The following is a 26,696-nucleotide window of genomic DNA, read 5'->3' on the forward strand; positions in this document are numbered from 1 at the left end:
AAGTATATTTGAAATGAATAATTAAGAGGAGAAAAAATCAAGCTTTATATTATAATTAAGCGCATCCTCTTAAAAAGAGGGGCGATTATTAATAGATCATCTTGATAATAATAACTAAATTATGTAATATATAGGTATATTGTTAGTTTAATTGATTCCGTTTATTCCCACACCTTATGTGTTGTGGTTGAGTTGTAGAAGCAAGTTGTGTTCTTGTTTCAATTTTGAAAGGGCTTCTTTGAGCCGATTAGTGTATATAGCTTATTTTGCTATGCACAATTAATCGACTTAAAGGAGTCCTTTTTTGTTTGTTTAAGTGGATATATAGAGTAGGTATTAAGTTAGAGAGAAATATGGTTGTTTAGAAGGAATGTGTAATGATGAATTGAAAAATATAGCATCTAACTAAAAGAGCTATATGGAATCATAGTAAGAATGATCTCAAGTAGAGACGAGAAATCAAAGTTATAAGTACAGGGTTAGAGTAAGTACTCTAACTTTTGAAGGGAACCTAATAATTCATTTATAGAAGAGGAGAAGACGAATTGAGAACAACCCGAGAAAGATACGTAAACAATGGGGAGTATGTAATAGAACGTAAGGATCTACATAATGAGATTATTGAATTATTTTTAAATAAACATTCACAGCAAGAAAAAGAACCTGAAGCCATATTACTTGGTGGTGGTTCTGCTGCTGGAAAAAGCTCAATTGGAGAGTTAGTAAGTAAGGGGTATAAACGTAAGAAGAAACATATGATTTGGATAGATTCTGATAAGATCAAAGAAAAAATACCAGAATATCAACAATTAATGGAATCAGGGGACACAGAACTAATAAAACAAGCAGCCTTTTTGGTTCATGATGAAAGCAGTGATATTACCATGGAACTTTTAAAAATCTGTATGAAGAGAAAAATAAGCTTTATGTATGATGGTACAATGAAAAATGTAGAGAAATATAAAAAATTGATTCAACAATTAAGACAAGCTGAATTCAGTATTAATGCAATCATTGTAGATGTTCCAATAAAGGTTGCTTTAGAACGATCAATCATGCGTTTTAAACTAACAGGAAGATTGGTTCCGGAACATATTATTGAAGAAAGCCATATGAAAGTAGCAACTACATTTTGTAAAATTAAAGATTTGATAGATTGTTATAGCTTATATGATAATACGGGTCAGCAACCAGAAATTTTTGCTTTTAAAGAATCAAAACAAGCAAAAGAAAGTATTGTTGATGAACCTCGAAATAATCAATTTAACGAAAAATCAGCTCTTGTTTTTTAGGGGATATACATTTAATAAATTTTATAAAATGATAAATAGATTTAATTTCTATAATCTCCTGACAACTTATAATATTATTGATATAATAAGTATAGGAGGCGATATGAATGGAATTTAAAGAACTTATGAAGTATATAGAAGAAAACAAAGAAGAGCATTTTCATGATTTAATCGCTAAAAATGAACGGGAAATGGAAAAAAAGGAAGAAGAGAAATAAAGAATTTGAAGCAGAGGAGTTGACCTTTTAGGTCAACTCTTTTGTTTGCATAAATGAGTATTTAGTTAAAACCCTCCATTTATCACAAAAATCAATAATAGCGCATGTGCTGCTTTTGTAGATATTTGTGTGATATGTACTTTATATGTAAAACTACTATATTATTTTCACATGTTAACACCATTGTGTGTGGGATTTAATTTATGAGAAAAAAATCGTATGAAATAAAAAATGTATAATTAATTATTAGTAAAAACTTAAATAGGTTATTTGCTAATCGTAGGAGAGTTTTTTAGTATTAAATTAAATAGAAATCAGTGTAGTAAATATACGCTTTAGGAGAGAATATATGAACCATTTTATTGTTATGCAGGGACATACTTATCAAGAAGAAAAGGAATTAGGAATTATTTGGTCACCAAAAAAAGATAGAGGTGGTAATGTACCACATTCATGGAAAAGAATGATGGATGTAAAAAAAGGAGATCGAATCTTTCATTATGTAAAAGGGAATATTGTAGCGGTTAGTATTGCTGAAGAAGATTGTAAGGAATCGAATAAACCATCGATTATGAAAAGTCATGATCAATGGAATGATGAAGGCTATCTGGTGCCTTTAAAATATCATGAGTTAGAAAAAACAATTAATATACGTGAGAATTTTGAAGAGATATCGCAGCTTTTACCAATTAAATACTCGCCTTTTCAATCAGATGCAAATGGAAATCAAGGTTATTTATACCCATGTAATGAAGAATTAGCTCTTAAATTAATTGAATTAATTAGTGATTCAAACATCTATAAGAAGAAAAATGAGCAATTAGAATTATCAGTTGATGAGGTAAGAAGGACTGAAAATAACACATTAATTCCTGTTATATCTGAAACGGAATCAAAGGTAAAAGCTACAATCCGAATTGGACAGCAAAAATTCAGGAAAGCATTAATGGAGCTGTGGAACGGGAAATGTGCATTATGCGGAATAAATTTACCAGAATTATTAAGAGCGAGTCATTCAAAGCCATGGAAAGATAGCACAAGTATGGAGCGTTTAAATTCTTATAATGGTGTGCTCCTTTGCTGTAATCATGATGCCCTGTATGATAAAGGGTTTATTACATTTGATGGCCAGGGGCGATTGCATATTTCTCCATTGATAGTAGAAACAGATTATTTGATATTTGGATTAACACCCAAAGCTAAGATAGAAATTCGCCCAGAAAATAAATTATACTTTAAGTGGCATAAGAGGAACATTTTTAAAACAAAATAGTATAATTTATAATTTCAAGAGTATGAAGAACATAAGAGAATTGAAGGAGATTGCTACATGTATAACTGTAATCAATGTGGTACAGAAATGATTATGCAATTGCAAGATAGATATAGAGAATATTGTCCAAAATGTCAAGATCTCAGGCCAAGTAGCTTAGTATATTATAATTTATATGAACTATTAGAATTTATGGAAGCAAATGAATACATGAGTAAGGAAAGTATGTTACATAACTTTCTAAAATGGGAGTTTGAATTAACGAAGGGAAGTATCTTTAAGTTATATTTAGAGGTAGATAGATATGATCAAATCGGTGATGAAAACCTATCAAAGCAATTAGATGCATATATGAAGGGAATCCGATTAAAATTAAATGTTAAATATGAGGACGATGATATCTGGATTAAGGTGAATTAGTTGAGATTCTATATATAATGCGTTTTATTTTGAAAAGATAGTATGAATAAGAGAGGGGATTAATAGTGATGCAAGATTTACAAAAGGCAGTAATAAAATTTCGAGATGAGAGAAATTGGGGTCAGTTTCATAATGCAAAGGATCTGGCAATTTCATTAAATTTAGAGGCAGCAGAATTACTTGAGACTTTTCAATGGAAGTCTAGTGAAGAAGCAACAGAAACTAAAATGCAGGAAATGAAAGAAGAAATAGGTGATGTAATGATTTATTTGCTTATGTTAAGTGATAAATTGAATATTGATTTAGAAGAGGCAGTACATGCTAAGTTATTAAAGAATGCAGAGAAATATCCTGTCGAAAAAGCATTTGGAAGTAATAAAAAATATGACGAACTGTAAAGCGATAATCGCTTTACAGTTTTTTGAAATGTTTTTGTGAAAGAGGATGGTTGGGATTGTGATTTGTATGTGTGGATTGTATTCAGCGAGTATACAATCCACACACTCAAATATTATTCAATTTAAAAAGTGGGGAGTTATTTAAATGATATCATTTGCAGCAAAATTATCTTCATTTGAAATAATTAAGAAGAAGCGAAAGGCGTTTGAGCAAGGCTGTACGAGAGACTTTGAAATTGATAGTGTACCAGTAGTCTATATTCAACGAGATAAGAAGAATTTATATGTAGGTAAGTCCACAGATATATATGAGCGTTTCGTTGCACATTTAAGTGATGAAGGTAAAACATTCAATGAAGTTATTGTAATAAAAAGTGAATTATTTAATGAAAGTTCGATTAAGCATATTGAAACATTGTTAATTGAATATTTATCTGCAGATAATAAATTTAACTTACTGAATAAAGTTAGGGGCCAAAAGATTCATTCTTATAACGGGATTGAAAATGTTCAGATTATGTTTAAAGAAATTTGGAATCAGTTAATTGAAGAAGGGGTAGCTAGTGAGAATCTAGGTGAGATACATAATAAATTTATTTATAAATATTCACCATTTAAAGAGCTATCAGCTAATCAAATTGAGGTTTGTAAAGACATTTTTAATACGATGCTTACTACATCAAATAGTCGACATTTGATTACAGGGGACCCGGGTACCGGTAAAACAATTGTATTAACAAATATCTTATATGCGCTTGCTTACGACAATAAAACTGGTAAAGCACGAGAGGGCTTGAATTATGAAGATATAGCACTTGTAGTTCCGCAAACTCACTCATTAAATTTATATAAGAGTTTAATGAACAAGCTAGGTCTACAAAGTATTACAGTACTGTCACCTTCACAATTTATTAAGCAGGCAAAAAGTAGGGGTACAAAATATAAATATGTTTTTGTGGACGAAGCGCATCGTCTGAAACAATATTTTGGTAAACAAGCACGTGATTTAAAACATTTAGTCACTGATAACGGTTATACAACTGAGTTGGAGTTAATAGAAACATATGCATATCACTTAACTGTGGTTTATGATCCATACCAAACAATTCGACCTGCAGATATAGATACAGATGTATTTCAACGGTTGACAGTGAATTATAAGAGGCATCCCTTACATAAACAATTTCGTTTGAAATCTGGAGACCAATATCTAGCATGGCTGCGTAAATATCTACAAATAGCAAATAATGTTGGTGTTTATGAGGAAGGCTTATTGCAGGGTTATGACTTTAAAGTAATGGATTCTATTACAGAGTTAAATGATTCTATGAAATCTTTAAATAAAGAACATGAATTATGTCGCGTAGTCGCAGGATATTCTTGGAAATGGGCTACACAAAAGGATAAGACTCTATATGATATCAAAGATCCTGTTACAGGTAATACATTTGTATGGAACTCAAAGGTAAAGGACTGGATTAATTTTAAGAATAGTGTAGAGGAAATAGGATGTATTCATACTACCCAAGGTGCTGATTTAAATTATATTGGTGCGATCTTAGGAGCTGAAATTGATTGTAATTATACAGGTGAAGAAAATGGAGACTATGATTTGAATAAAGCAAAGATCATCGTCAACCCAAAAGAGTATAAGGATCGAAACGGACTTCCGATTAAGGGAACGGATTTAAATAATGAAGAGTTAACATCCTATATTAAACGTATTTATTACGTATTATTATCTCGCGGGATAAATGGATGTTACGTCTATGCAGTAAATCAAAATATGCAGAGATATCTAAAGGAAATAGTAAAAGTAAGTCAATAAATAAAAAAGAGCTTTGATAGTAAAAAAGAGCTGGAAATTTAGATAAGTTATGTATAAGATGAACAAAAATAAGGGGACGTCCTAGGGCATCCCTTTTTGCTTAAATTTTATTACTGCAAATGTAAATTATAAACGAAATCTTTATAAATGAAGGGATAGTTGGTAAGGTAGGCCTAGTGAGCTTGGATCTTATGCCGAACCATATAAATCCTTTTCTTCTGACAAACACCTCCAAAGTTATTAATCATACCTATTGAACGATACGTGGAACAACAAAAGACAAGGGGCTGAGAAAGGTGCAAATTAAATGTAGTAATTGCGGATTTGAACAATATATGAAAGATCATAAATTCAATAGAGATTATAAAGATGATTATAATAAAGCTTTATTTGTTATGTGTGGAAGAAATGCTTGCGATACTTCCCAAATTAAAATCCCGAATGGTTATATCAGAGAAACAATGTGGCTTGGTTCGTGGTCAATTGTTAGAGATATAACTTTAGACGAATACAAAGGTCTTAAAAGAGCAAAATTTCTTAGGGACTTAGCTGAAGAACAATGTACCAAATTGTAATAGTAAAAATCAAACTGAAAATCTGAATACTTTCAACTAAAAGTAAAAACTGTTAAAGTTGAAGGGTTGGAAAATTATGATTTTTTGCACCTGAACAGGTAGAAAAAGGTGTGATTCTTGCACCATCAATGGATATATATACCCTAGTACAAGTCTGTCAATGGTATGTATCCGGATACACGCATAAAGGAACAAATAGAAAAATTACTGATGTTTTAAATTCAAACCAAACAAAAATTATTGAAACAGTGGCGGTTAAAGGAAAATGGTCTAAATAACTATTAAGAGAACGACTTGCATTTTTCAAGAAACTTTAAAAGGCCTTACTACACACAAATTGTAGTAAGGCTTTTACTATTCAAGATAAAAAGTTAACGAATTTATTATCTCTGTGCAAATAGGATAGGAATTAGAAAATAACGTTACCATCCCTCCGAAGAAAAGAGACTTTATTTTAAATTAAAGGTCTTATCCAAAGTTGAGAAAAATCCACATACCCAAAATATTTCATCTTAATATTCGTTAAATCTGATGAAAAAGGAATTTGACGTGTATCATAGTATAAGGGAATCATGATAGAGGATTCTATCAGTTCTTTTTCAAGATTCTTATTTAATAAAGCCCACTCTTCAAAATGTGTGTGTTTATATTTAGATAGTTGTTTTCTTAGTGATTTACTTGTTTTTAACACTTTAGCTAATGGTGAATATCTAGCTGTTAAAAAATAATAAAATGATATCTCTTGATTCATCTCGAATACTTCACCATGAATAAAAAGGTCGACTTGTTCATTAAGTTTTTCATCCCTAAGATAGTTTTCAAATGGAACCCATTTAACTTGAAAAGGTATATTTTCTTTTTCTAAGATATTCATTAACCATTTTGTAGTCGCTTCTGTATACTGAGTAGCTTTTATAATAAGTGGTTCTTTAAAGTAGGGGCGTTTTCTTTTTGGAATATTGACTTGATGATCTATGTCTTTCAAGCAGCTCTTAACGTTTGGGTTTTTTTGAGAATCATATTCATGAATATGATTTATATTGTTAGCGATAATAGAATGTAAGTAATTACGAACATCTATGTGCTGAATGGAAGAATCGCGCCAAGCATTCATAATTATAACGCCAAAACCGGAATTCCTTTCTACTTGAAAAGTAGAATTACATTTATGGTGTTTGGAGGATTGATAAATAGTATCAAATTCTAGAGGGACCTGAATGAACTCTACTGTATCTAGCAATGGTCTTTCTTGAAAATAATCATGAAATGCTATCAATGATGTTTTCTCCAGATTATTCTCTCCTATATAAAAACCACCGGTTCCTATAATTTGACCGTTATTTTCTTTATAAATACTTGTATTTATCATACATAACATTTGTAAACAATAACTACACCCCTTTGGGTAATGTATATCAATAATTAATGGTGATACAACTTCTATTTTTTCTATGGGTGCCCATAAATCTTTATAGTATGTATGACTGCGTAATTTTGAGAGACATAGTTTCACATCAGAGGCTGTTAAGATGGATCCATCATGAAATTTTATAGACTTTTTTAAATATAGTCTAAGCATAGATTGAGTTAAATCCCAACTATGAGCTATTTCAGGGAATATGTTCCCCTTTTCATCCATATAAACAAGTCGATTGAAAACATTTGCGACAATATGTGCACTATGTACATCGGCAGCCTCGAGCGGATGTGTTGTTAAAAAGGGCCTTCTTCTAGGAATAATTAATTTATCATCTGAATTATGTATATAGCCAAATTTTGAATGAAACTTAGTCATTAAGCGTAGTTTACTGTTTGGAGACCAATTATATAGTAAATATTTACTACTTTTTTCAACGGGCTGTTGGTCCATAATTTCCATTACTTGTGACTCATAGATTTGTTCTATATTTTTCAACCATTGGAGAGAGGAGTGATTTCCTCTACCTTTTCCAGAAATGAAAGTCAGCCAGCCTTCATCCATCCATTTATGTAAGTAACGTACTGTTTGCTTTGTACTTAAATTTAAAAAATCTGCTAGGTCTTGTATTTTTATATTTCCTGAAGAAAATGATTGCCATAGATTCAGTAAAGTTTTATCCATTTTCCTATCTCCTTTTATAAGTGGACATGTTTTTCTGAAGTTGTCCATTTTTAATTTGATAAGTCTAGTTTAATATAACATTAGACAAGGGGAGGAGATACGATGAATTGGAAAGAATTTGAGCAAAATATAAAAGTACGCTTAATTACATCATTTTTTAATCGTGCTGTTACATCAGCAGTAATGCCTTTTATGGCATTGTTTTTTGCTCAAGAAATAAATAAAGTATGGGCCGGGTTATTTTTAATCTTAACGGTTATTTTAAGTTTTTTTTCAAATTTAATTGGAGGTTACATTTCAGATCGATTTCAGCGAAAGGCAATCTTATTGTTAACTTCTTTTTCTAGTACTTTGATGTTTTTATTCATGACTTTAAGCTTATATCCGAAAGATAAGATGATTTGGTTATTTGCAATCGCTTATGTAGGTTTTATAATAACTAGCAGTCTTGGGCGACCATCCATGCAAGCTATCATCATAGACTCAACTACACCGGAAAATCGAAAGGCTGTCTATACAATTGACTATTGGCTTATGAATCTTTCTATGGCAATTGGTGCAGCATTAGGTGGTTTTTTATACATTAATCATCAACAAGAGTTGTTTATACTACTGACTTGTGTTTCTGCTACAGTACCGATTGCTTATAAAATTTGGCTAGTTACAGAAGTTAAAGAGTGCTTAGAAAAAAGGCAGGAAAATATAGTACTTGATCTAATTCAAAATTATAAAATTGCTATTCAAGATAGAGCATTTTTAAGAGTTGTAATAGGATCTACCTGTATATTTGCAGCAGAGTTTTCTTTAAACAGTTATATTGGTGTACGACTTTCAGAAACATTCAATCCAATAAGCATTGGGGACTTTGAAATAGTAGGAGTGAGGATGCTAAGTATTCTTAACATACAAAATATGCTTTTAGTAGTATGTTTAACGTTTATTATAAATAAAATTACAGATCATCTAACTGGGAAAAAAGCGTTACTTTTAGGTCTTGTGCTCTATGGGATAGGCTATGTGGCAGTAACATCTTCAAACACATGGTACGTACTGATTATTTTTAACTTTATCGCTACTGTTGGTGAACTTGTCTACTCACCAATCAGAAATGCAGAACAAGCTAATATGATTCCGGCTGACAAGAGAGGATCATATTCAGCCTTTGCGGGTCTATCAGATATTGGGGCGGACCTAATTGCAAGAATGACTATTATCGTCGGTGCATTCTTAATTCCTACGATGATGTCTGTTTATATTGGTATGATTGTAATAATAGGTGCATTTTTCCTATATAAGGGCCTATATGTTAGAAGTAATAGTCAATCGCAGGAAAGCTTGAATAAAATTTCAATATAATATGATGCTTAAAATGAAATATACACTATTCTTTCTAAAGAGGCGTAGTATAGGTGTGTAAAGAGGGATTATTCAACTTTGGAGGAATTATCATGGTAAAATATATTTCGATTCTTGGTTCAACTGGATCAATTGGTACGTCTGCATTAGATGTAGTCACTTCTCATCCGGAAAATTTTAAAATTATTGGTTTAACGGCAAATCACAATATTGACCTTCTCGAACAACAAATACATACATTTCACCCTCGAATTGTAAGCGTTAGCACAAAAGAATTAGCAGATGCACTTCGGAAGCAAATTTCTACGGACACAAAAGTCACATATGGAATAGATGGATTAATTGAAGTTGCAACTTACCCTGATTCTAATCTTGTATTATCTTCAGTTGTCGGTGTTTCTGGTCTCCTTCCAACAATTGAAGCATTAAAAGCGAAAAAAGATATAGCAATTGCGAACAAAGAAACATTAGTTGCGGCAGGGCATATTGTGACAGATTTAGCGAAACGAAACGGCTGCCGCTTAATTCCAGTAGACAGTGAGCACTCTGCTATTTTTCAATGTTTAAATGGGGAAAATACTCAAGAAATTGAGAGGCTTATTGTTACTGCTTCAGGCGGTGCATTTCGGGATAAAACGCGTGAGGAAATGGAAATCTTACAAGCTAAAGATGCCTTAAAGCATCCCAACTGGTTAATGGGAGCAAAACTAACCATTGATTCAGCTACATTAATGAACAAAGGCTTTGAAGTTATGGAAGCACGTTGGTTATTTGATATCCCGTATGAGAAAATTGATGTTTTAATTCATAAAGAAAGTGTTATTCATTCTTTAGTTGAATTTATAGACGGATCCATCATGGCACAGCTCGGTGCCCCTGACATGAGAATGCCGATTCAATATGCATTTCATTATCCAACTAGATTACAATCAAACTATAAAAAATTAAATCTACTAGAGATAGCTAGCCTACACTTTGAAAAACCAAATTTCAAAAAATTCCCTTGCTTACATTATGCGTATGAATCAGGAAAAATTGGTGGTACAACACCTGCTGTCTTAAATGCAGCAAATGAAATTGCAAATGCGCTATATTTACAAAATAAAATTCCGTTTTTTGACATTGAAAAAACAATTTATTCTACTCTTGAAGCTCATCATAGCATTGCAAATCCAAATTTGGAAACAGTATTAGACGCCGATCATTGGGCTCGTGAATATGCAAAAGAATTATTAATTAGAAAATGAAAAAAGAGCTAGAACAAAACTCGTCTTTTTTAGCTCTCCATTTTACGCGGTCTTTTGTTTTAATACATTTACGTTCATGGAATTGTGAAGAAATGTATTCAAGATATCGCATGCATAAGGGTTTATAGTGATTATTAGTTATAGTCATTGGGAAAGTTCTTTTTAATTAATATAAGCTATATAAGGAATAAAGAAACCTAAAAAAACTGGAGGTAATTATGAAAACTTTCATATATATGGTTAGACACGGAGATTCACCAAAGTTTGGAAAAGAAGGAACAAGAGGATTAACTGAAAAAGGAAAATTAGATGTTCAACAAATAACAGATATATTACAAGGTGAGGGAATCGATGTTGTTATCTCAAGTCCATACAATCGTTCAATTCTAACTGTTCAGCAGTTAGCAAAGCAAATAGGGCAAGAAGTTTTAGTATTTGAAGACTTAAAAGAGAGAATCTTTATTGCTGAAGAGGAACGAATGTCGGATAAAGAATTATTTCCTTTGATAAAAAAGTCATTTTTAGACCCCGACTTTGCTTTAAAGGGAGGAGAGTCTAATGCCGACTGTCAGAAACGTGCTATAAAAGTCTTAAAAGAATTATTAAACACCTATCAAGGACAGAAAGTAGTAGTAGGCACTCATGGAGCTGTAATGACTTTGATGATGGGGTATTATGACAGCAAGTATGATTTGAATTTTTTACTTCAGACATCAAAACCAGATATATATAGAATGGAATTCAATGTACAGGAATTGGTGGAGGTTAAAAGATTGTGGGAAATTTCATAGATTGACTTTATTCATCCGTAGCTTCCCCAAATGACGTGTATTATAAGCAATAGGGTTACTGCTGTAACTCTTTTTCTTATGGCACTGACGGGGGGATTGATTTCAAAAATCTAAAAAATTCGGTTTCTTAGCGTACAAAATTCACGTTTTGTTCTTGCTATCCCGAGGTGAAATGGGAGGGAATGTTTTTGGGCAGGATATCTTTAAAGTTATTTTTTAAATCAATCCTATTTTTTTTCATATGCGGTATTGTTGTTTATTCTATATTTCAGATTATTTTTGTTTGGAGTGTTTCGACAGGATTAGGGAGGGATGATATAGTCGGATTTTCTGATAATAAGTATGTAATTGGCCGTCCGCCTGTTAGCTATAATTTATATAAAAAAGATAGTGGAGAAACTATATTAGATAATGTTAATGGTTATAAAAAGGGGAAAACTAAAAGCTATGTTCGAAATGAAGTTGAATTTGTAGTGATAGATGAGATAAAGGGTAGCTATGAACTGTATAAAATAGAAAATGCTTCAGAAAAGGAGATAGAACCGCTGAAAGAAATGAAGGAATTAGAATAATAGAGACTATCTGAAAGGTAAAGAAGCACGCTTGTTATTGTTAGATCTAAAAGATGATTTAGACTGATAACTGAGTTTAATTTCATGAAAAGAGTATAATCTTCCCTTCCATATGTTATTTATCATTTAAAACCTACTTAAATTATTTCTTTAAGTTACATTTATAAAATATCTTGATATAAACCTATGTATTTTGTAATATATAGGTATATTGTTAGTTTATTTGATTCCGTTTATTCCCACACCTTAAGTGTTGTGGTTGAGTTGTAGAAGTAAGTGTTTTTCTTACTTTAATTTTGAAAGGGCTTCTTTGAGCCGATTAGTGTATTTAGCTTATTTTGCTATGCACAATTAATCGACTTGAGGAGGCCTTTTTTGTTTAGGTTTAAACAGGTATAAATATATATTTCTGTATAAAACAATAGATTAAAATAAGAAGTTTATATAGGGGGAGAATACATATGAGTAATTAATTTGTTTATCAGGGAAATTGGAGGGATATGTAGTTTTTTAACGTTAAATGTATACATGGATACTTGAAACTGTGATTTTAAAATAGATACATAATTGATTTGCGAATCACAGTAAAAATAATTATAAAGATGTTTCGTAGACGACATAAACGTACTCATTATTAGAAGGATAAATAGAAGTTTACGTGGGTTCCCTTAAAAAACGTATCAATTGATACGTTTTTTGTTGTAATTCTAATGAATATGAGGTACGCTTTGAAAGGGGAAAGAATTTTAATGCATATTAGCTTTCAAAATAGGGAGACAAAAAAGCACACTAATTTTACAATCGGGGAGATTGAGCAGTACATATTAGAGTTTAAAAAGTTAATTAAAAATAATCGATTTACAGTTTCTCGAAATGAAAAAAGGAAAGAGAATAGTGAATTTTTAGAGGCAAATAAGATTAACGCTAGTAAAGTGAAAGAGATTCTTCTTAATATAGGAGTAAGTGATTTTTGTTATGCGGTTGATAATAAAAATCCAAATTTTGCTCATGAAAAATTGTATATCTTTTGTCCACAATATGAGCTAGATGATTGGGGACAAAAGAAGTCGGTAGACATATATATTAAGACGAATCTGATTGAAAATAAGGATAGGAACAAATACATGATTATTGTTTCCTTTCATAAAAGGAATAAACCAGTCACTTATCTTTTTAGGTAAAGATAAGTGACTAATGGTTTTAGAATAAGGGAGGATTTTTATGATGGTTTTATGTGAGTTTTGTCGTGATATGGTAAAGTATTCTACTAAAGATGTTCCAAAAGTGACAGTCATTAGAGGGAAGCAATATCATTACGTAGGTAAAGAAGCAAATTGCGCAGAGTGTAAAGCTGAAATATTTGTTCCTAACATTCATGATTATAATTTAGAACAATTAGATCATGTATATAGACAACAGGAACAATTAGTTACTATTTATGAGATAAGAGGGATTTTAGAAAAATATAAGATTGGAAAACGTCCGTTATCTTTGCTTTTAGGTTGGGGAGAGGTTACCTTAACAAGGTATGTAAATGGAGATATTCCGACAAGGCAGTACTCGGATATATTGAAAAGATTAAGTAGAGATCAATCTTTTATGCTAGATATTCTGGAAAAAAATAAAGACTTAATTACTCCAAAAGCATATAGGGTCTCTAAAGAAGCAATCGCAAAGTTACAAGAAAATGAGGATTGTACTTCTACGAAAATCGAGGAAGTTGCTAACTATTTGTTATATAAAAATGATGATGTTACTCCTTTAGCTCTTCAAAAGCTTTTATACTACTCGCAAGGATTTTGTAGGGTGTTTACTGGAACATATTTATTTGAAGATGATTGTGAAGTAGGAAGTCACGGCCCGGTATATCGAGTTATTTTTGATAAATACAAAGGATATCAGTACGACAATCTTGAATTTAATTATGATAGTACAAATCAGTTAACTCAAATAGAAAAGGAACTATTAGAGTGTGTAGTTAATACTTTAGGGTGTTATAGTGGGAAGAGTTTAGAGAAAATGATTCTATTTGACTTACCATGGGCAGTAGCTGATCTAGAATTAGAAGATAATGATTTGTGTAAACCTATCTTAGAAAAAGAAAAGATAAATAATTGCTTTAACACAATAAAACAGGCATATAATTTAGTAACTATTTCTGATATTAGACAATATAGCATAAGAGTATTTGATAAAATAAACAATTAAGTGTTGTAACTATATCATTTTTAATATGATTGATATATGGATTGTTTTACTGTTAATTGCACTTATGTAAATGTATTAAAAGATAGTACTAATTATAAAGGGATAAGGCGTGTAGAATATAAACATTATTAACACGATGTAAATATGCATATTAACTAAAAAGTAAAGTGAATTGATACGTTATATGGTAAAATGATATATATGAATACGCCTTTTGAAGTACATTTTATGCTTTGGACCTTTAGCTCAGCTGGTTAGAGCAAACGGCTCATAACCGTTCGGTCGTAGGTTCGAGTCCTACAAGGTCCACTTATAAACAAGGAGAAAGCACTCAAATGAGTGCTTTCTCCTTGTTTATAATAAATAAAGGGGATTGTGACATGAAAATAATTGATTTAGAGACAGAAAGAAGAAAGAAGGAAAAATTAATGGTAACTATTCCAATTATAGAACTAATATATGGAGAAAAAGGGGAAATTGAATTTAAAGTAGTGGGAAAAAAGGTTGTTCCACAACCCATGTTAGAGAATTAAACTACTTTCAATTCTTATAGGCTGTAAGGTCGTTAGGTGGGAGATTTCTAAGTACGGAAACCTCGTGGATTCTAATTGATTAGGCTATCCCTGTAGTTCCTAAGGTTAAAAGATAAATTTCTTTTGTGTTGTATAAAAAATTTACACATTTCTATTTCGAAATATTTGATTTATATACCTTAGGAAAATATAAAACGAATATTAGGATAGAACTAAAAGAAAACATATTAAAGGAATATGAGAAGATGTTTTTTTGAATTCATTGCTTTGAAAAATAGACATTCATGGTAAAGGGAATTTACTTTAGTTCCATAGTTGTGGAAACGTTAAAGTAGAAATTTAATGTTTTTTGTGAAAAAATAATTGACTTTTAATCTAGTTGTAACTTATTCAGTTACAATTATTTCCTGTTTTAAGAAAAATATTTATATATTTAATTGAGGATTGTGTTTTATACGTTGTCGTCCAGTGTAGAAAGTAACTACTCTATTAACAACTAAACATATTCTGAACGGTAGTATTTTATGCTTTCGAGCAATAATGTGTATCGTTATCTTTTATGAATAATTTTAGTTGATCTATTTTTGAAGGATTAGTTTTTGGGGAAAATAATAAGGGTGCTAAAAAAGATGCACTTTTACAAACCGAAAAGCTAACTAAGAATTTTTAAGTAATAGCTGAACTAGCTAATAAAAATAAAGGTAGGAGATTTAAATGGAGACAAAACAAGATAATCTTATATACGTATGGGACGCATATTGTGGATGGTGCTATGGTTTTTCAGAAAGTATTAAAGGCTTTTACAAAGAACACACTGAAATGCCGTTAACAGTTTTATGTGGAGGATTATTTTTAGATGATCTACCAATAAAAAATTTCTCATATATAGAAGAGGGAAATAAAAGAATTAATCAACTTACAGGTGCAGAATTTGGTCCTGCATATCAAAAATTGGTGGAAGAAGGGACTTTTAAAATGAATTCGAAAGATGCTGCAATTGGCTTTGCAGCTTTACGTTCATTAGCGCCAGACCGTTTGCTAGAATTCACGTCTGCTATGCAAAGAGCGTTTTATTATGATGGACAAAGCCTAAGTGATCCTGAGACATATCGTAAGATTGCAATTGAGCATGGTTTGGACCCTGAACAAGTAATTGAGCGTTTAAATGCGCAAGAAACAATTATAGATGTCCAAAATGATTTTAATAAGGTTCGACAGCTTGGGGTTAATAGCTATCCTTCATTACTTTTACAAAAGGATAATCAAATTATTCCTATTGGTGGTGGGGTAATGACGCCAGATAAAATTGAAGCACGTTTTAAAAATTTATACTAAGAAAGTTTAGACTATAGTAGTAAACATGTTAGCTTACGCCAACCGACATACATCTCTTATCTATTTACTGGTGCCATGAGCATTTCAGAGAATTGAGGAGGGGGCCTTCTGTCGAAGCAAAATAAAAGTGTGTTATCTATTCAATAACTATAACAAAAGGAGAATAAGATCCATGTTTAAAACAATCGATACAAATCATAAAGATGTGAAATTAACAGTGTTTAGTTCGGATGAAAAAAGTTTTATGGTCACTGCAACCTTAGTTGAGAAAGCGGGATATGCATTTTTAATAAATACAAAATTTACTCAATCTGATTCGAAAGAAATTGTGGATTATTTGAAAAACAATAACTTATCTCTAGATAAAATCTTTATTATGCATGGAGATCCTGATTACTATTTTGGGTTAGAAAGTATAAAAGCCGCTTACCCAGAAGCTATAGCGTATGCTACAGAGTCTACTGTTGAACATATTGTTCATTCTGTATTAGGGAAATTAAAAGTTTGGAAAGATGCACTTGGAGAAAATGCACCAAGTAATGTGGTATTGCCTCAAGTTTTTAAGGAAGAATCTATTGATTTTCAGGGACTAACATTTGAACTGGTAGGTTTAGATTATTACAGAACTAGTTTATTTAACAGAGAACTGAAATTATTAATTGGAGGCATTGATGTATTTAACGAAATCCATGTGTTCTTAGCAGATACTAGCTCAAAAGCAGAAATGGAGGCATGGATTGAGAACTTGAAAGTATTACAAGCGTTAAATGCTGACATTATTGTACCAAGCCATGGATCAATCGAAAAATCCTTAGATAATCAAGCAATTATTGCAACTATGGATTATCTAAGAACTGCAATTCAAGCTTCTGAGGAAAGTAAAACTTCAAAAGATTTTGTAGCAAAACTTGAAACAGCATATCCAGGCTATGCTAATAAAGGTGTATTGGAATTAAGTGCAAAAGTTGTAACAAAAGAAATGCCATGGGGTTAATGCTATGAATAAATATCAAAAACTATTACATGAAACGTATGTGTTAACTGGCGAGGGAAAAATGGATGCTTTCAAAACATATTTAAGTCAAAATGTATCTTGGACAGAAGCTGCTGGTTTTCCATATGCGGGCACTTATATAGGTCCTGATGAAGTAGTGAAAAATGTACATGAACGTCTTGGAACTGAATGGGATAACTATAGCGCTAAAGATGAAATTTATGCTTTTAATAACAATACTGTTATCGTGTATGGAAAATATAGTGGAACATATAAAGTAACAGGGAAATCATTCATAGCAGATTTTTGTCATCTGTATGAATTTGATGAGAACGATAAGGTTAAGAAGTTTATTCAAATTGTGGACAGTGCAACTGTTAATGAGGTATTGAATTAGAGTTAATTGTTTCTAACATACCTTGTATAAGGAGTAGTGTTAGGATAAACAGATTTTTCTAACATTACCCCTTATATCACATTTTGGGGAAGGTTTCTCCTTCTTCAAGTATGTTATGGAATATAACTTATATGATTAGAAGAGGTAGATATATATGAAATTAGAGAAAAATTTAATAATAATAATTATTTCTGTGTTTATTTTAGGAATTGTGTCGACTTTGATATTTCAAGCTTCCACAGGTAAAAACAAAGGTAACGCAATAAAGAGCGAGAATGTTGCATCAGTATCGAAAGATAATGTGACAGAAAAAGAAAAGAATAAAAAGATGGTAGTTGATTTCTATAATGAAGTTTTTAACAAACATAATATCGATATTATTCCTAAATATGTAAGTGAAGATTATCAGCAACATAATCCTTTTGTTGCTGATGGACGAAAAGCCTTCATGGATTTCTTTAAGGAGGATTTTGTTAAAAATCCTAATTCCTTTGCAGAGATTAAACGAGTAGTAGTAGAAGGAGATACAGTTGCTCTTCATGTACATTCTCGTACTAATTCTCAAGATAAGGGAGTTGCTATAGTGGATATATTTCGTATAAAGGATGGAAAGATTGTCGAACACTGGGATGTAATTCAAGAGATTCCAAATGAGACAGCTAATAATAATACTATGTTTTAGGTAGAAAATATATATATAAATTAAATTCAAATTTATAACAGAAGACTCTATTTTGATTAACCTTTTTTCAAAATGGAGTCTTCTTATTTTCCATATGGGTTTGTGGAGCATTTTTGATTATACTTTATCTCAACTCAACAGTTGTTTTAATGAGATTTAATTTGTACGTAATAAAATTGATAATACTCTTGATGTATGAGTCATATCGTAGTAAGAAACTTTTCTATAGGCAAGAAGAGTTAAGTAAGGGAAGTTTTTTCTTGCAAGAGAATAAATTTGGTTAAGAATATACGAGTGATTTTGAAAGAATTAAAGAATTTAATAAGTCTTCATACAGTGTAGAATCTAATTTTGAATGGAAATTTCCTTTTTTCATAAATAAAAGAAGCAGCTAGCAAAAGCTAACTGCTTATCCCCGAGGTTCACTGTGAAACAGAATACTAATTTTTTAAAAATTAGTAGGACTTAGCTTAATAAAGATACCACCAAATAAGATTTTTATTAGTCCATCTATTACAAAAAAGATATCTAGACTTACATTAGTAATAATTAATCCTATGAACGCATTAATTACCAAACTAATTGATAAAAAGATCATTAATTTTCCGTGTACTGGAATGAAAGCTAAAAAATGAACACCTACAGCTAAAAGAATTAATAACCAGCAAATTTTATAGTCATCGGAAAAGAAATGGAAAATAAGAAAAACTAAAATGGCCAATAGAATGATTGAAGAATTAGACCACTTTTTTTGTTCTGGTGTTCCAGGACCAACTGCTAACTTTTTCCTAGTTTTAGAGTTTAATTGCCAAATCATGCCCAATATGTAAACGATGATAAAAGGCCAAACATTTGGATAGCCGTTATATTTTATTAAAAGTAAAAACATTGCTATACCGGCAATTATTAGCCAAATCCCATTAATCTTTTGTCTAGGGTATTTGTAGGTGTGTGTTTCCATGTTGTATTCTCCTTCTTCGAACAGTCATTAAATATGTTTTTTTCAGAACTTCTATGTAGTCAAGCGAAATACCTAGAACATCATAACAAATATAGCTGACTGTGTTTGTCAAATTTTGTCGGATACTTTAGAAAAGTAGTACTGCAGAGAAAAACAGTATTTTTAATAGAGGAACACAATGATTTTGGAAAGGTTATTATACAGAACGTATTAAGAGAATGTAGGAATTAATAAAACTTAACAAAATAGTTATTTAATTGTAAGTAAAAAGAGCACACATATAAGCATGCTCTTCGATAAGAAAGGTAGATCTCTATGAGCGGAGAGACTACATACAATATCGTATGTTGGTTTCATTTAAATGTGAAGAAAAAATCAACAAAATGTCAACGAAAAATCAACAAAAACGCTATTTAAAATAAAAGAACAGCTAGTGAAATCTAACTGCTCAGTTCTTTGATAAATAAGAATTAGAATTTGTTTTATTAATGTTTTACATCAATTAACGAAATTGCTTTATAGAGGTTAATAAACTTTTATGAATACGCAATAATGTTTGAACATCATCTTCTTGAAGCTGCTGTAATGCCAGGGACATCCCTTTGTAGGAAGTAGAGTTTTCAATGGATTTTTTCGATGCCTCTTGTCCTTTGGGTGTTACTTTTAATTTTATGGATATGGAGACTATCCAATACCTTCTTTTAATGTAGGAGATACTCCTGCACCGAAGTTAGAAGCTGATGGGGATCATGGAGGAGCGCCAACTTATACTCATGGATATTTCCCTGCACCGAAGATAGAATCGGATGGGCATACAGGAGGGGCACCTTCTTACAATAAGGGAGATACATGGTACACATGGAAATACAGGAGCACCCGCTAACACAGAACCTGGTGGAGGGATTTAACTAATACTAATATGAAAGTTGTAAATTTATATATAAGAAAAAAGACTTTGTAGTTTACAAGGTCTTTTTTCTTTGTAAAAAAGTTATTCGAAGGGAAAATGAACGAATTTCTTCCTAGTTGTATAGAAGGTGGTAGGTGATATGAAGTGAAGCAAAAACACGAGTTAGCTCAAGAAGATTACATGCAAGGTATGAAGTACAAGGAACTGGCTGAGAAATACGAGGTTAGTATTAATACTGTTAAGTCTTGGAGAAAAAGGCATGGTTGGAATCGAAAAGGGGTGCACCCAGAAGTCTAAAGGTGAAAGAATGAATCGTTTGGCAGTAACATTGCAAACTGATCAATCTATTCTAGGGTTTGTTACAGGGTACGATGAGACGAAGAAAGTTTTTAAAATTGAAAAAATCCCCTCAATAATGTTAAAGGGACCTTGCTCACGCAAATGATCTGTAAATCAATTTATCTTTGATATACAGATCATTTGTATGATAATATTTATAAAGAATTGCTAAATAATGAAATTACATAAATGCTTTTAGAAGTTCTTGAATTAATGGGATTGCTCCACCTATAAATTTTAAAACTGCCATTGCGATTTCCATATTATTCTCTCCTCTTTTTTCGTATTAAGATGTGATAAATCTTTATAATCTCATTATAGTAAGCGCTTACAATTATAACAATGAATTTTTGTATGCAATATTGCATATTTATACATTAGATCTCTATTATTCATTTTTTAATGGTACTATAGCGAGGTGAGAGTCTTAAGGGTTCTCCTTAATAGGAGGAAATATGGAAAGAGTGCAGGCGATTTACAGTAATCAAAAATTTAAGAGTTGGGTTAAACAGGTATTAGCTGTAGGAGGAGTAATAGGGTGCTGCTATTTGGTGTTATATGTTTTCTGTTTCTTAGTTATCATGTAAATATTATACAACTAAACTAGTAGAGTCTTGCCTAGAGAGGTAAGGCTCTTTTATTGTAGTACCTGGAGATGGGCAAATAATATACAATACTTCTTAGGTTTGTCAGATTACTTTGTATCGTGCCTTGTTTCTCTATATTCTAGAACACTAACTCCTATCATTGAGAGTTAATAAACTTCTATTTAAATTTTCCATTTATATTGAAAACAGAATTCTATTGATAAAAAATATGTTTTTACTAGATACATATTAAAAAGACAAGCATAAATTATATTAGATTTTAGCAAAATCTTTTTGCCTTGGAAAAGGATTTAAATCTTACTTATAGATTTGATTCCTTTTTATATACCATAATCCTTATATTACTACGTAAATATAATACAGTAATAATGATTTAAAAGCAAGAATATTATTAGGGGTACGTTCACACATCCATCAACTTAAGATTTTAAAGTAGCCCTTAAACAAAAAGATTCTTTTTTTAATTGATTGATAGTAAACAATAAAGGGTGGCGAATCAACAACTAAGAGATTTCTTCAGGTAAGCTAATAAGGAGTTATTACAGAACATTGCAGTAGATTTTGCATTAACGGTTGAGGATGCAAAAAAGGCTTTTGAAAGAAAAGGGGAATATATGAAAGCTCTACAGCTTACAAGGTGACAAAGAAACTCATTTTAAATCTATTTTTAACATTCTATTCTTGTACCGGAAGAACATAGCAGTTCACAATTAATAAGGGGTAAGCAAAAATAATTGTTAACAATATTAAGTGCAGCATCTTCATTGTAAAATCTTTTATATTCCTGCAAGTACAATCCCTGCTAAATCAAAAATACATCCTTATAGAGATGTATTTTTGATTGTTTTTCTATTTTAGGGTGTTAAAAAATTTTTAAGTTAATGGATGTGGAGTCTCGCCACATAATAAAAAGGTAGGGATATATTAAATATATTCCCGCCTTTGATTTTATTGAGTTTAGCATCTATGATCTAAATATAACAGAAGGTAGTTTTCTTTTATGCTTATATATCTTTCCCCTCTGCTACCAATGTATCTCTCCACAACACAAGTAGTTTTCTAAATTCAGAGGTCTCAATTTTACATTGGTTATTTGGGGCACTCATAAAGAAGTTAATAGCACTGGTGTAATTAGGTTCAATGTAGACTGCTGCTACGTTCCCTTCTATTTCATATTGCGGAACTTTTTGGTCTACTACATTATTTAAAATCTGTATATAATCATCTGCTTCATCATCTAAAATATCTTCCAAGAAATGAGAAATTATAGAAATTTCTTTTGGCAAACGTATTCTTAATCCGCCAAGTCCATCACGATAAAATTCGTATGTATATTTCATTTTTTACCTCCTAGTATAAACAGGATATGTTGTTATTATCTCATTATTTTGTATAATCATTTCTACTTTAAATCCGTGAGATGTTTGTCCTACATATCTAACTGTATCGACTTGAATCTTATTATCGTATGCTATCTTTGATAGAATCAAGCACCTGTACTCTATCCCAATCCTGAGGGAAAAATGAAGAAAGCGCGTTTTTTGTTTCACCGTCTACTTTTACTTTTGCTCTATATACTCCCGCAGAATTTGGTGCATGGGTAATTCTAACTATTTCTCCTCCACCCATCATACTTTCATGGTGATATTCAACAGCTTTTAATCCCACCATTTTTGTTTTAGTTCCCCGTGAAAAGGTGCTCCATAAGTGATGAATCAAATCTATACGGGACATTCCCACCATTAATTGTTCCACCACTAGCAAATTGATAGGTTGAGAGTTTTTCTTCAGCTTGTTTAAAGTCTGGTGTGTCAAATCTAGATTGCAAACCATCTCCACCAGCAAAAGCAAATCGATCTTTTAATGGTAAGTGACTTGAAATAGGAGGGATATTCTCTGAAAATCTTTTTAATTTTACAGAGTCTCCAAGGGAAGTTACTTTTCCAATTTTGCCTGCCCCTTTACTAAAAATCTACCCTAAACCAAGCTCCATAAAAATATTTGTTCACTATTGCACCCATACCTGGTAGTGGCATAACTTGCTTCGTAACTTCAGTACTCGTTCATATTAGGTCAATCTCTTGAATTTGTTCTAATAGTTCTAGTTCAACTACATCTGTTGAGGCGACCCTTAATTGAAATTCGGTATGAAAAGCTTCATTCTTATAATTAGGAGCTATCAATTCCTTGCTAGAAATATTTGATACATTGAAATATTCTTACATGGTATAATTTTCTTGATGATTTTGGAACTAGAAGGGGTTTAAATGATGGGAAACTTTCAAAGTAACTTTCAAACGGCTACACAAATTGCTACACAAATGAAAAGTGCATCGGATACAATTCAAGGTGCGACAAATCGTTCTATAACAAAGGCAAGCCGTACTACACTATCTGTTAATGCCCAGGCGTAAGAAGCGAATCAACAAATGCTAGATTTGACTAGACAATTTTGTGGGGCCTTTCAACAAGCAGTTGATAATATTCATTTAGTAGCTAAGGATTTTGAAAGAATGGATAACGAACTACAAAAGACATTTCGCTAATGTGGAAACCTACGGTAAAGGGAGAAGGGTAGGGAGAATAAGATGAGTCAAGATATGGAAAAGCAAATAAATCAATTAAATCAATTAAATCAAGAATTACGGATAGTATTTGAAAAAAAGGATCGAAATCAAGCAGAGATTCAAATTCAGAGACAAGTAGAAATGGACTTTCACGAATTAAGAAGTCGAAATAATCGCTTATTCAATAGGATTTTAGAAACATGGCATAGTGATAAAGAAGTTTCTAATTTTTTTATGAATAAGCTCCAAGATTCGCAACATATTGAGCGGAAATTAACATTTGAATTGGAAAATCAAAAAGAAACATTACTTAAAGAAAGACGCGATCTTATCGATTTAGAAACCGACCTTACCTATCGGCAGCAGCGATTAAAAAGGGAGGATAAAGCATGAGTTTAAATATGTATTTAGGGGAAGTACAAAATCAGACCCAAAGCATGAATGCTGTATGTGTCGCTACTATCCAAGCTATGGAGCAAGCAATCCAATCAATTGATACCTTTGCAACTGATTCGGTTTTGCAAGGACAAACATATAGTAGTGCAAAAATATTTTTTGTCCAAACTTTTCGTCCTTTAGCACAAGGTATCATTTATTTATGTGAAGAATTAATTCGTCAAAATGATGCGTTTCCAAGCGATTTTCAATCACAAGTTGCTTCCACAGATGTCATCGAACAAGAAATAAGAGAGCAAATTCAAGAAATTAATCGAATGGTCGCAAGTATAGAAGCGATTAGTATTGCTACAGTATTGCCTGGAATAGATGCTATGGTTATTGTTTTAGTGGAGATGAGAACAAAACTGCAAGAAAAATTAGAACATCTATATGAATTTAACTATACGTCTAGTAATAACTACAACACAGCTCTTCAACTAGTGGCTAGCATTACTGCCGGCCTTGCTGAAGTCCAAAGCGGGAAAGGATTTAGTCCTGTAAGTGGCACGTTTAGTACACAAGGGTTAAATATGGATTGGACCGTTTCGATTCAAGAAATTGCTGATGAAAGAAAACGTCAAGTTGATAATCTTTTAAAGAAAGGATCAATGGGAGAGGGAGCTGTGTGCAAGAAACCTCCCGAAAAATCTATATCTGAAAAAATTATAGATGGTATTTTAGAAGGTACAGGTCAAGCTGTTGAAGATACAATAGATGGTGTTGTGGCACTTGGTAAATGGGAAACGTGGGAGAACATGGGATACGCTGTTACTCATTTAAATGAAACCTTACCTGCTATGTGGAACACATTATCAGATTCGTTTATTAATGATGTAATAAATGGAGACGCTGAAAGTCGTGCTAAGTGGGGAAGTTATGCTTTTACACAAATTGGACTTGGACTTATTGGTGATAAAGGATTAAGTAAAGTAAGTAAATTGGGGCAAATGGGCAATGTAACTACATTAACAAAAGGTTTATCCCATGTTACAAATAATTTGCAAATAGGAGACCGTCTGGCCATTGCAGGTATGGGTTCTATGAAAATTGAAATACCTACAATGAAAGATTATTTGGTTAAAGCAAGTAGTCCAAATAACGGAATGAATATAAAGCTAGGAAATGCAAAAAGACCAGGGGGATATCAAAAAGGAGATATCGATGAACATGGTTATTTAAGTCCGGCGGTTAATCGTGCTCCAGGAAATAAAAATATAGCTGCTGATAATCGAATACAATCACATCATCCTATACAAAATGAATGGGCTAAAAGATGGGCTATTAAGGGTGAATTTGATTATAACGAAAAGAAAGCTCAAGCAATACTTTTACCATCAAGTTCTGGTTTACCTCATGCGAAAATTTCTGCTATGCAAAGAAAGCGAAGAAGGCTTGAAGGATATGATACTGATATAAATTATGAATTTAATGTAAGCTATAGAGAAATGATTGAGGCAGGAGTTGATCAGAAAACTGCAAGAAAAGTATTGGTAGATGCTTATAAATATTTTGATAGTTTGGGAGGTTTTGTGAAAAAATGATAAATTTATCTAATGTTTCTGGTTTAATAAAAAATAAGCCAGCAAATGATATTAAAATTCAAGAAATAGAAGATGTAATGAAAGTTGAATTACCAAATGTACATAAAGATTTATTGAAATATACAAATGGTTTTTCTATAGGTGGAGGATTAATAATTTATGGTACTGATGATATTATAGAACGAAATGAGACTTGGGAAGTAACAGAATATGCAAATGGTTATGTTGCTATTGGTGATGATGGTAGTGGCAATGTTTTTTTAATGTCGCAAGGTGCAGATGTACGAGAAGTTAGGGCTGTTGATTCTGGTGATATGAATCCAAATCATGCCACTGTAGTTACATTAGATTTTATTGATTGGGTAAATACGGGGTGTTTGAATCAAAAAATACAGAAAATAAAAGAAGAAATCCCTGATACGTGTAATATAGTGTTAATAGAAATTCCTAATGGAGGATTAAAAGATTTAGTAAAGATAAAAAGTGTACTAGCACTTGATATTTCAACAGGGGAACTATTAAAAGGATCGAAAAAGCTTCCTTTTACATTAGTAAAAGGAGCTCCATATGGTAAAGCAAAAAAATTAATTGAAAAATTAGGATCTATTGGTTTAGCACTAAATACAATACCAATGGATAAAAATAATTAATGTTAAATATAATTTGAAATTCATTTTTAATTACCTGATATTAATTTAATGATTTATTAAAAACGAACTAACATTTTAAAGGTTAGTTTGTTTTTTATTGAGGTAACAGATGAAGGAAAGTCTGGTGTACAAATAATTAGTGAAAAAGCCAAGAATGTTTTAGAACCTATAGTAGGAGGTACTATTGAATTTTTACCATTAATTCATAAACAAACAAACAAACAAACAAACAAACAAACAAACAAACAAACAAACAAACAAACAAACAAACAAACAAACAAACAAACAAACAAACAAACAAACAAACAAACAAACAAACAAACAAACAAACAAACAAACAAACAAACAAACAAACAAACAAACAAACAAACAAACAAACAAACAAACAAACAAACAAACAATACTATGCTATGCATGTTTTAAGAGTGTTGGAAGCACTTGATACTAATAAAACAATCTAAA

At 31.5% G+C, this 26,696-nt stretch carries 23 protein-coding genes, 1 tRNA gene and 8 pseudogenes; 26 read left to right on the plus strand and 6 right to left on the minus strand.

Going from position 1 to position 26,696, the window contains the following annotated elements; genetic code table 11:
- Positions 1–545 precede the first annotated feature (545 nt).
- From I6L50_RS29575 to I6L50_RS29600, 6 genes are all read left to right on the plus strand, one after another.
- The gene (locus I6L50_RS29575; protein ID WP_219303827.1) at positions 546–1,292 is read left to right on the plus strand and encodes a zeta toxin family protein; all 747 of its coding nucleotides are present in this window, start codon (positions 546–548) and stop codon (positions 1,290–1,292) included.
- A 567-nt stretch (positions 1,293–1,859) separates the two neighbouring features.
- Positions 1,860–2,783: an HNH endonuclease gene (locus I6L50_RS29580; protein ID WP_078205662.1), complete on the plus strand. Its 924-nt coding sequence runs from the start codon at positions 1,860–1,862 to the stop codon at positions 2,781–2,783.
- Between the two features lie 57 nt (positions 2,784–2,840).
- Positions 2,841–3,203, plus strand: coding sequence for a hypothetical protein (locus I6L50_RS29585; protein WP_219303828.1), 363 nt, complete (start codon positions 2,841–2,843; stop codon positions 3,201–3,203).
- Between the two features lie 68 nt (positions 3,204–3,271).
- Positions 3,272–3,601 (plus strand): nucleotide pyrophosphohydrolase, encoded by a 330-nt coding sequence (locus tag I6L50_RS29590; protein WP_219303829.1) that lies wholly within the window; start codon positions 3,272–3,274, stop codon positions 3,599–3,601.
- A 145-nt stretch (positions 3,602–3,746) separates the two neighbouring features.
- The gene (locus I6L50_RS29595) at positions 3,747–5,429 is read left to right on the plus strand and encodes a DUF2075 domain-containing protein (RefSeq protein WP_219303830.1); all 1,683 of its coding nucleotides are present in this window, start codon (positions 3,747–3,749) and stop codon (positions 5,427–5,429) included.
- A 296-nt stretch (positions 5,430–5,725) separates the two neighbouring features.
- The gene (locus tag I6L50_RS29600) at positions 5,726–6,004 is read left to right on the plus strand and encodes a hypothetical protein (protein WP_257475424.1); all 279 of its coding nucleotides are present in this window, start codon (positions 5,726–5,728) and stop codon (positions 6,002–6,004) included.
- Between the two features lie 454 nt (positions 6,005–6,458).
- On the opposite strand, the gene I6L50_RS29605 is transcribed toward I6L50_RS29600, so the two are convergent.
- Positions 6,459–8,105 (minus strand): ABC transporter substrate-binding protein, encoded by a 1,647-nt coding sequence (locus tag I6L50_RS29605; RefSeq protein ID WP_219303831.1) that lies wholly within the window; start codon positions 8,103–8,105, stop codon positions 6,459–6,461.
- Positions 8,106–8,207: 102 nt separating this feature from the next.
- On the opposite strand from I6L50_RS29605, the gene I6L50_RS29610 reads away from it, so the two are divergent.
- From I6L50_RS29610 to I6L50_RS29665, 12 genes are all read left to right on the plus strand, one after another.
- The gene (locus I6L50_RS29610) at positions 8,208–9,461 is read left to right on the plus strand and encodes an MDR family MFS transporter (RefSeq protein WP_219303832.1); all 1,254 of its coding nucleotides are present in this window, start codon (positions 8,208–8,210) and stop codon (positions 9,459–9,461) included.
- A 92-nt stretch (positions 9,462–9,553) separates the two neighbouring features.
- Positions 9,554–10,708: a 1-deoxy-D-xylulose-5-phosphate reductoisomerase gene (locus I6L50_RS29615; protein ID WP_219303833.1), complete on the plus strand. Its 1,155-nt coding sequence runs from the start codon at positions 9,554–9,556 to the stop codon at positions 10,706–10,708.
- 218 nt (positions 10,709–10,926) lie between these two features.
- Positions 10,927–11,499, plus strand: coding sequence for a histidine phosphatase family protein (locus tag I6L50_RS29620; RefSeq protein WP_219303834.1), 573 nt, complete (start codon positions 10,927–10,929; stop codon positions 11,497–11,499).
- 188 nt (positions 11,500–11,687) lie between these two features.
- Complete coding sequence (locus I6L50_RS29625; RefSeq protein WP_016089855.1) at positions 11,688–12,071, plus strand: hypothetical protein; 384 nt, start codon at positions 11,688–11,690, stop codon at positions 12,069–12,071.
- A 749-nt stretch (positions 12,072–12,820) separates the two neighbouring features.
- Positions 12,821–13,252 carry a hypothetical protein gene (locus tag I6L50_RS29630; RefSeq protein WP_219303835.1) on the plus strand — a complete coding sequence of 144 codons (432 nt, stop codon included), beginning with the start codon at positions 12,821–12,823 and terminating at the stop codon, positions 13,250–13,252.
- 40 nt (positions 13,253–13,292) lie between these two features.
- Positions 13,293–14,279, plus strand: a complete 987-nt coding sequence (locus tag I6L50_RS29635; protein WP_219303836.1) for a type II toxin-antitoxin system antitoxin SocA domain-containing protein — start codon at positions 13,293–13,295, stop codon at positions 14,277–14,279.
- A gap of 235 nt (positions 14,280–14,514) precedes the next feature.
- Positions 14,515–14,588: transfer RNA gene (locus I6L50_RS29640), tRNA-Ile, on the plus strand.
- A gap of 71 nt (positions 14,589–14,659) precedes the next feature.
- Entirely contained in the window at positions 14,660–14,812 is a 153-nt protein-coding gene (locus tag I6L50_RS29645; protein WP_219303837.1) for a hypothetical protein, read from the plus strand.
- Between the two features lie 714 nt (positions 14,813–15,526).
- Positions 15,527–16,147, plus strand: a complete 621-nt coding sequence (locus tag I6L50_RS29650) for a DsbA family protein (RefSeq protein ID WP_219303838.1) — start codon at positions 15,527–15,529, stop codon at positions 16,145–16,147.
- 172 nt (positions 16,148–16,319) lie between these two features.
- Positions 16,320–17,141, plus strand: a complete 822-nt coding sequence (locus tag I6L50_RS29655) for an MBL fold metallo-hydrolase (RefSeq protein ID WP_219303839.1) — start codon at positions 16,320–16,322, stop codon at positions 17,139–17,141.
- 4 nt (positions 17,142–17,145) lie between these two features.
- Entirely contained in the window at positions 17,146–17,538 is a 393-nt protein-coding gene (locus tag I6L50_RS29660; protein WP_219303840.1) for a nuclear transport factor 2 family protein, read from the plus strand.
- Positions 17,539–17,692: 154 nt separating this feature from the next.
- Positions 17,693–18,220: a nuclear transport factor 2 family protein gene (locus I6L50_RS29665; protein ID WP_219303841.1), complete on the plus strand. Its 528-nt coding sequence runs from the start codon at positions 17,693–17,695 to the stop codon at positions 18,218–18,220.
- A gap of 448 nt (positions 18,221–18,668) precedes the next feature.
- On the opposite strand, the gene I6L50_RS29670 is transcribed toward I6L50_RS29665, so the two are convergent.
- Entirely contained in the window at positions 18,669–19,181 is a 513-nt protein-coding gene (locus I6L50_RS29670) for a DUF6609 family protein (protein WP_219303842.1), read from the minus strand.
- A 502-nt stretch (positions 19,182–19,683) separates the two neighbouring features.
- A pseudogene (locus I6L50_RS35055) lies at positions 19,684–19,854 on the minus strand (MarR family winged helix-turn-helix transcriptional regulator); the annotation flags it as partial.
- On the opposite strand from I6L50_RS35055, the pseudogene I6L50_RS35060 reads away from it, so the two are divergent.
- The 3 pseudogenes from I6L50_RS35060 to I6L50_RS35065 all read left to right on the plus strand — a co-directional run.
- A pseudogene (locus I6L50_RS35060) lies at positions 19,852–20,089 on the plus strand (hypothetical protein); the annotation flags it as partial. The pseudogenes I6L50_RS35055 and I6L50_RS35060 overlap by 3 nt on opposite strands.
- Positions 20,090–20,235: 146 nt before the next feature.
- A pseudogene (locus tag I6L50_RS29675) lies at positions 20,236–20,376 on the plus strand (helix-turn-helix domain-containing protein); the annotation flags it as partial.
- A 16-nt stretch (positions 20,377–20,392) separates the two neighbouring features.
- A pseudogene (locus I6L50_RS35065) lies at positions 20,393–20,503 on the plus strand (rod shape-determining protein MreC); the annotation flags it as partial.
- A gap of 108 nt (positions 20,504–20,611) precedes the next feature.
- Here the strand turns inward: I6L50_RS35065 and I6L50_RS29680 are convergent.
- From I6L50_RS29680 to I6L50_RS35885, 3 genes and pseudogenes are all read right to left on the minus strand, one after another.
- Positions 20,612–20,798: pseudogene (locus I6L50_RS29680) on the minus strand (hypothetical protein).
- 1,244 nt (positions 20,799–22,042) lie between these two features.
- Positions 22,043–22,378, minus strand: coding sequence for a hypothetical protein (locus I6L50_RS29685; protein WP_219303843.1), 336 nt, complete (start codon positions 22,376–22,378; stop codon positions 22,043–22,045).
- A 3-nt stretch (positions 22,379–22,381) separates the two neighbouring features.
- A pseudogene (locus I6L50_RS35885) lies at positions 22,382–23,043 on the minus strand (EndoU domain-containing protein); the annotation flags it as partial.
- A gap of 265 nt (positions 23,044–23,308) precedes the next feature.
- Here I6L50_RS35885 and I6L50_RS29700 point away from each other — a divergent pair.
- The 5 genes and pseudogenes from I6L50_RS29700 to I6L50_RS36035 all read left to right on the plus strand — a co-directional run.
- A pseudogene (locus tag I6L50_RS29700) lies at positions 23,309–23,584 on the plus strand (TIGR04197 family type VII secretion effector).
- 42 nt (positions 23,585–23,626) lie between these two features.
- Positions 23,627–23,998 (plus strand): DUF3958 family protein, encoded by a 372-nt coding sequence (locus tag I6L50_RS29705; protein WP_257475427.1) that lies wholly within the window; start codon positions 23,627–23,629, stop codon positions 23,996–23,998.
- Positions 23,995–25,584, plus strand: coding sequence for a T7SS effector LXG polymorphic toxin (locus I6L50_RS29710; protein ID WP_219303844.1), 1,590 nt, complete (start codon positions 23,995–23,997; stop codon positions 25,582–25,584). The genes I6L50_RS29705 and I6L50_RS29710 overlap by 4 nt, the downstream gene beginning before the upstream one ends.
- Complete coding sequence (locus I6L50_RS29715) at positions 25,581–26,234, plus strand: SMI1/KNR4 family protein (RefSeq protein WP_219303845.1); 654 nt, start codon at positions 25,581–25,583, stop codon at positions 26,232–26,234. Before I6L50_RS29710 ends, I6L50_RS29715 begins: the two co-directional genes overlap by 4 nt.
- 383 nt (positions 26,235–26,617) lie before the next feature.
- Positions 26,618–26,692 (plus strand): annotated as a pseudogene (locus tag I6L50_RS36035) (imm11 family protein); the annotation flags it as partial.
- Positions 26,693–26,696 lie beyond the last annotated feature (4 nt).

It is taken from the genome of Bacillus sp. FDAARGOS_1420, from assembly GCF_019344915.1.
In the GTDB taxonomy this organism is placed as follows: domain Bacteria; phylum Bacillota; class Bacilli; order Bacillales; family Bacillaceae_G; genus Bacillus_A; species Bacillus_A mycoides.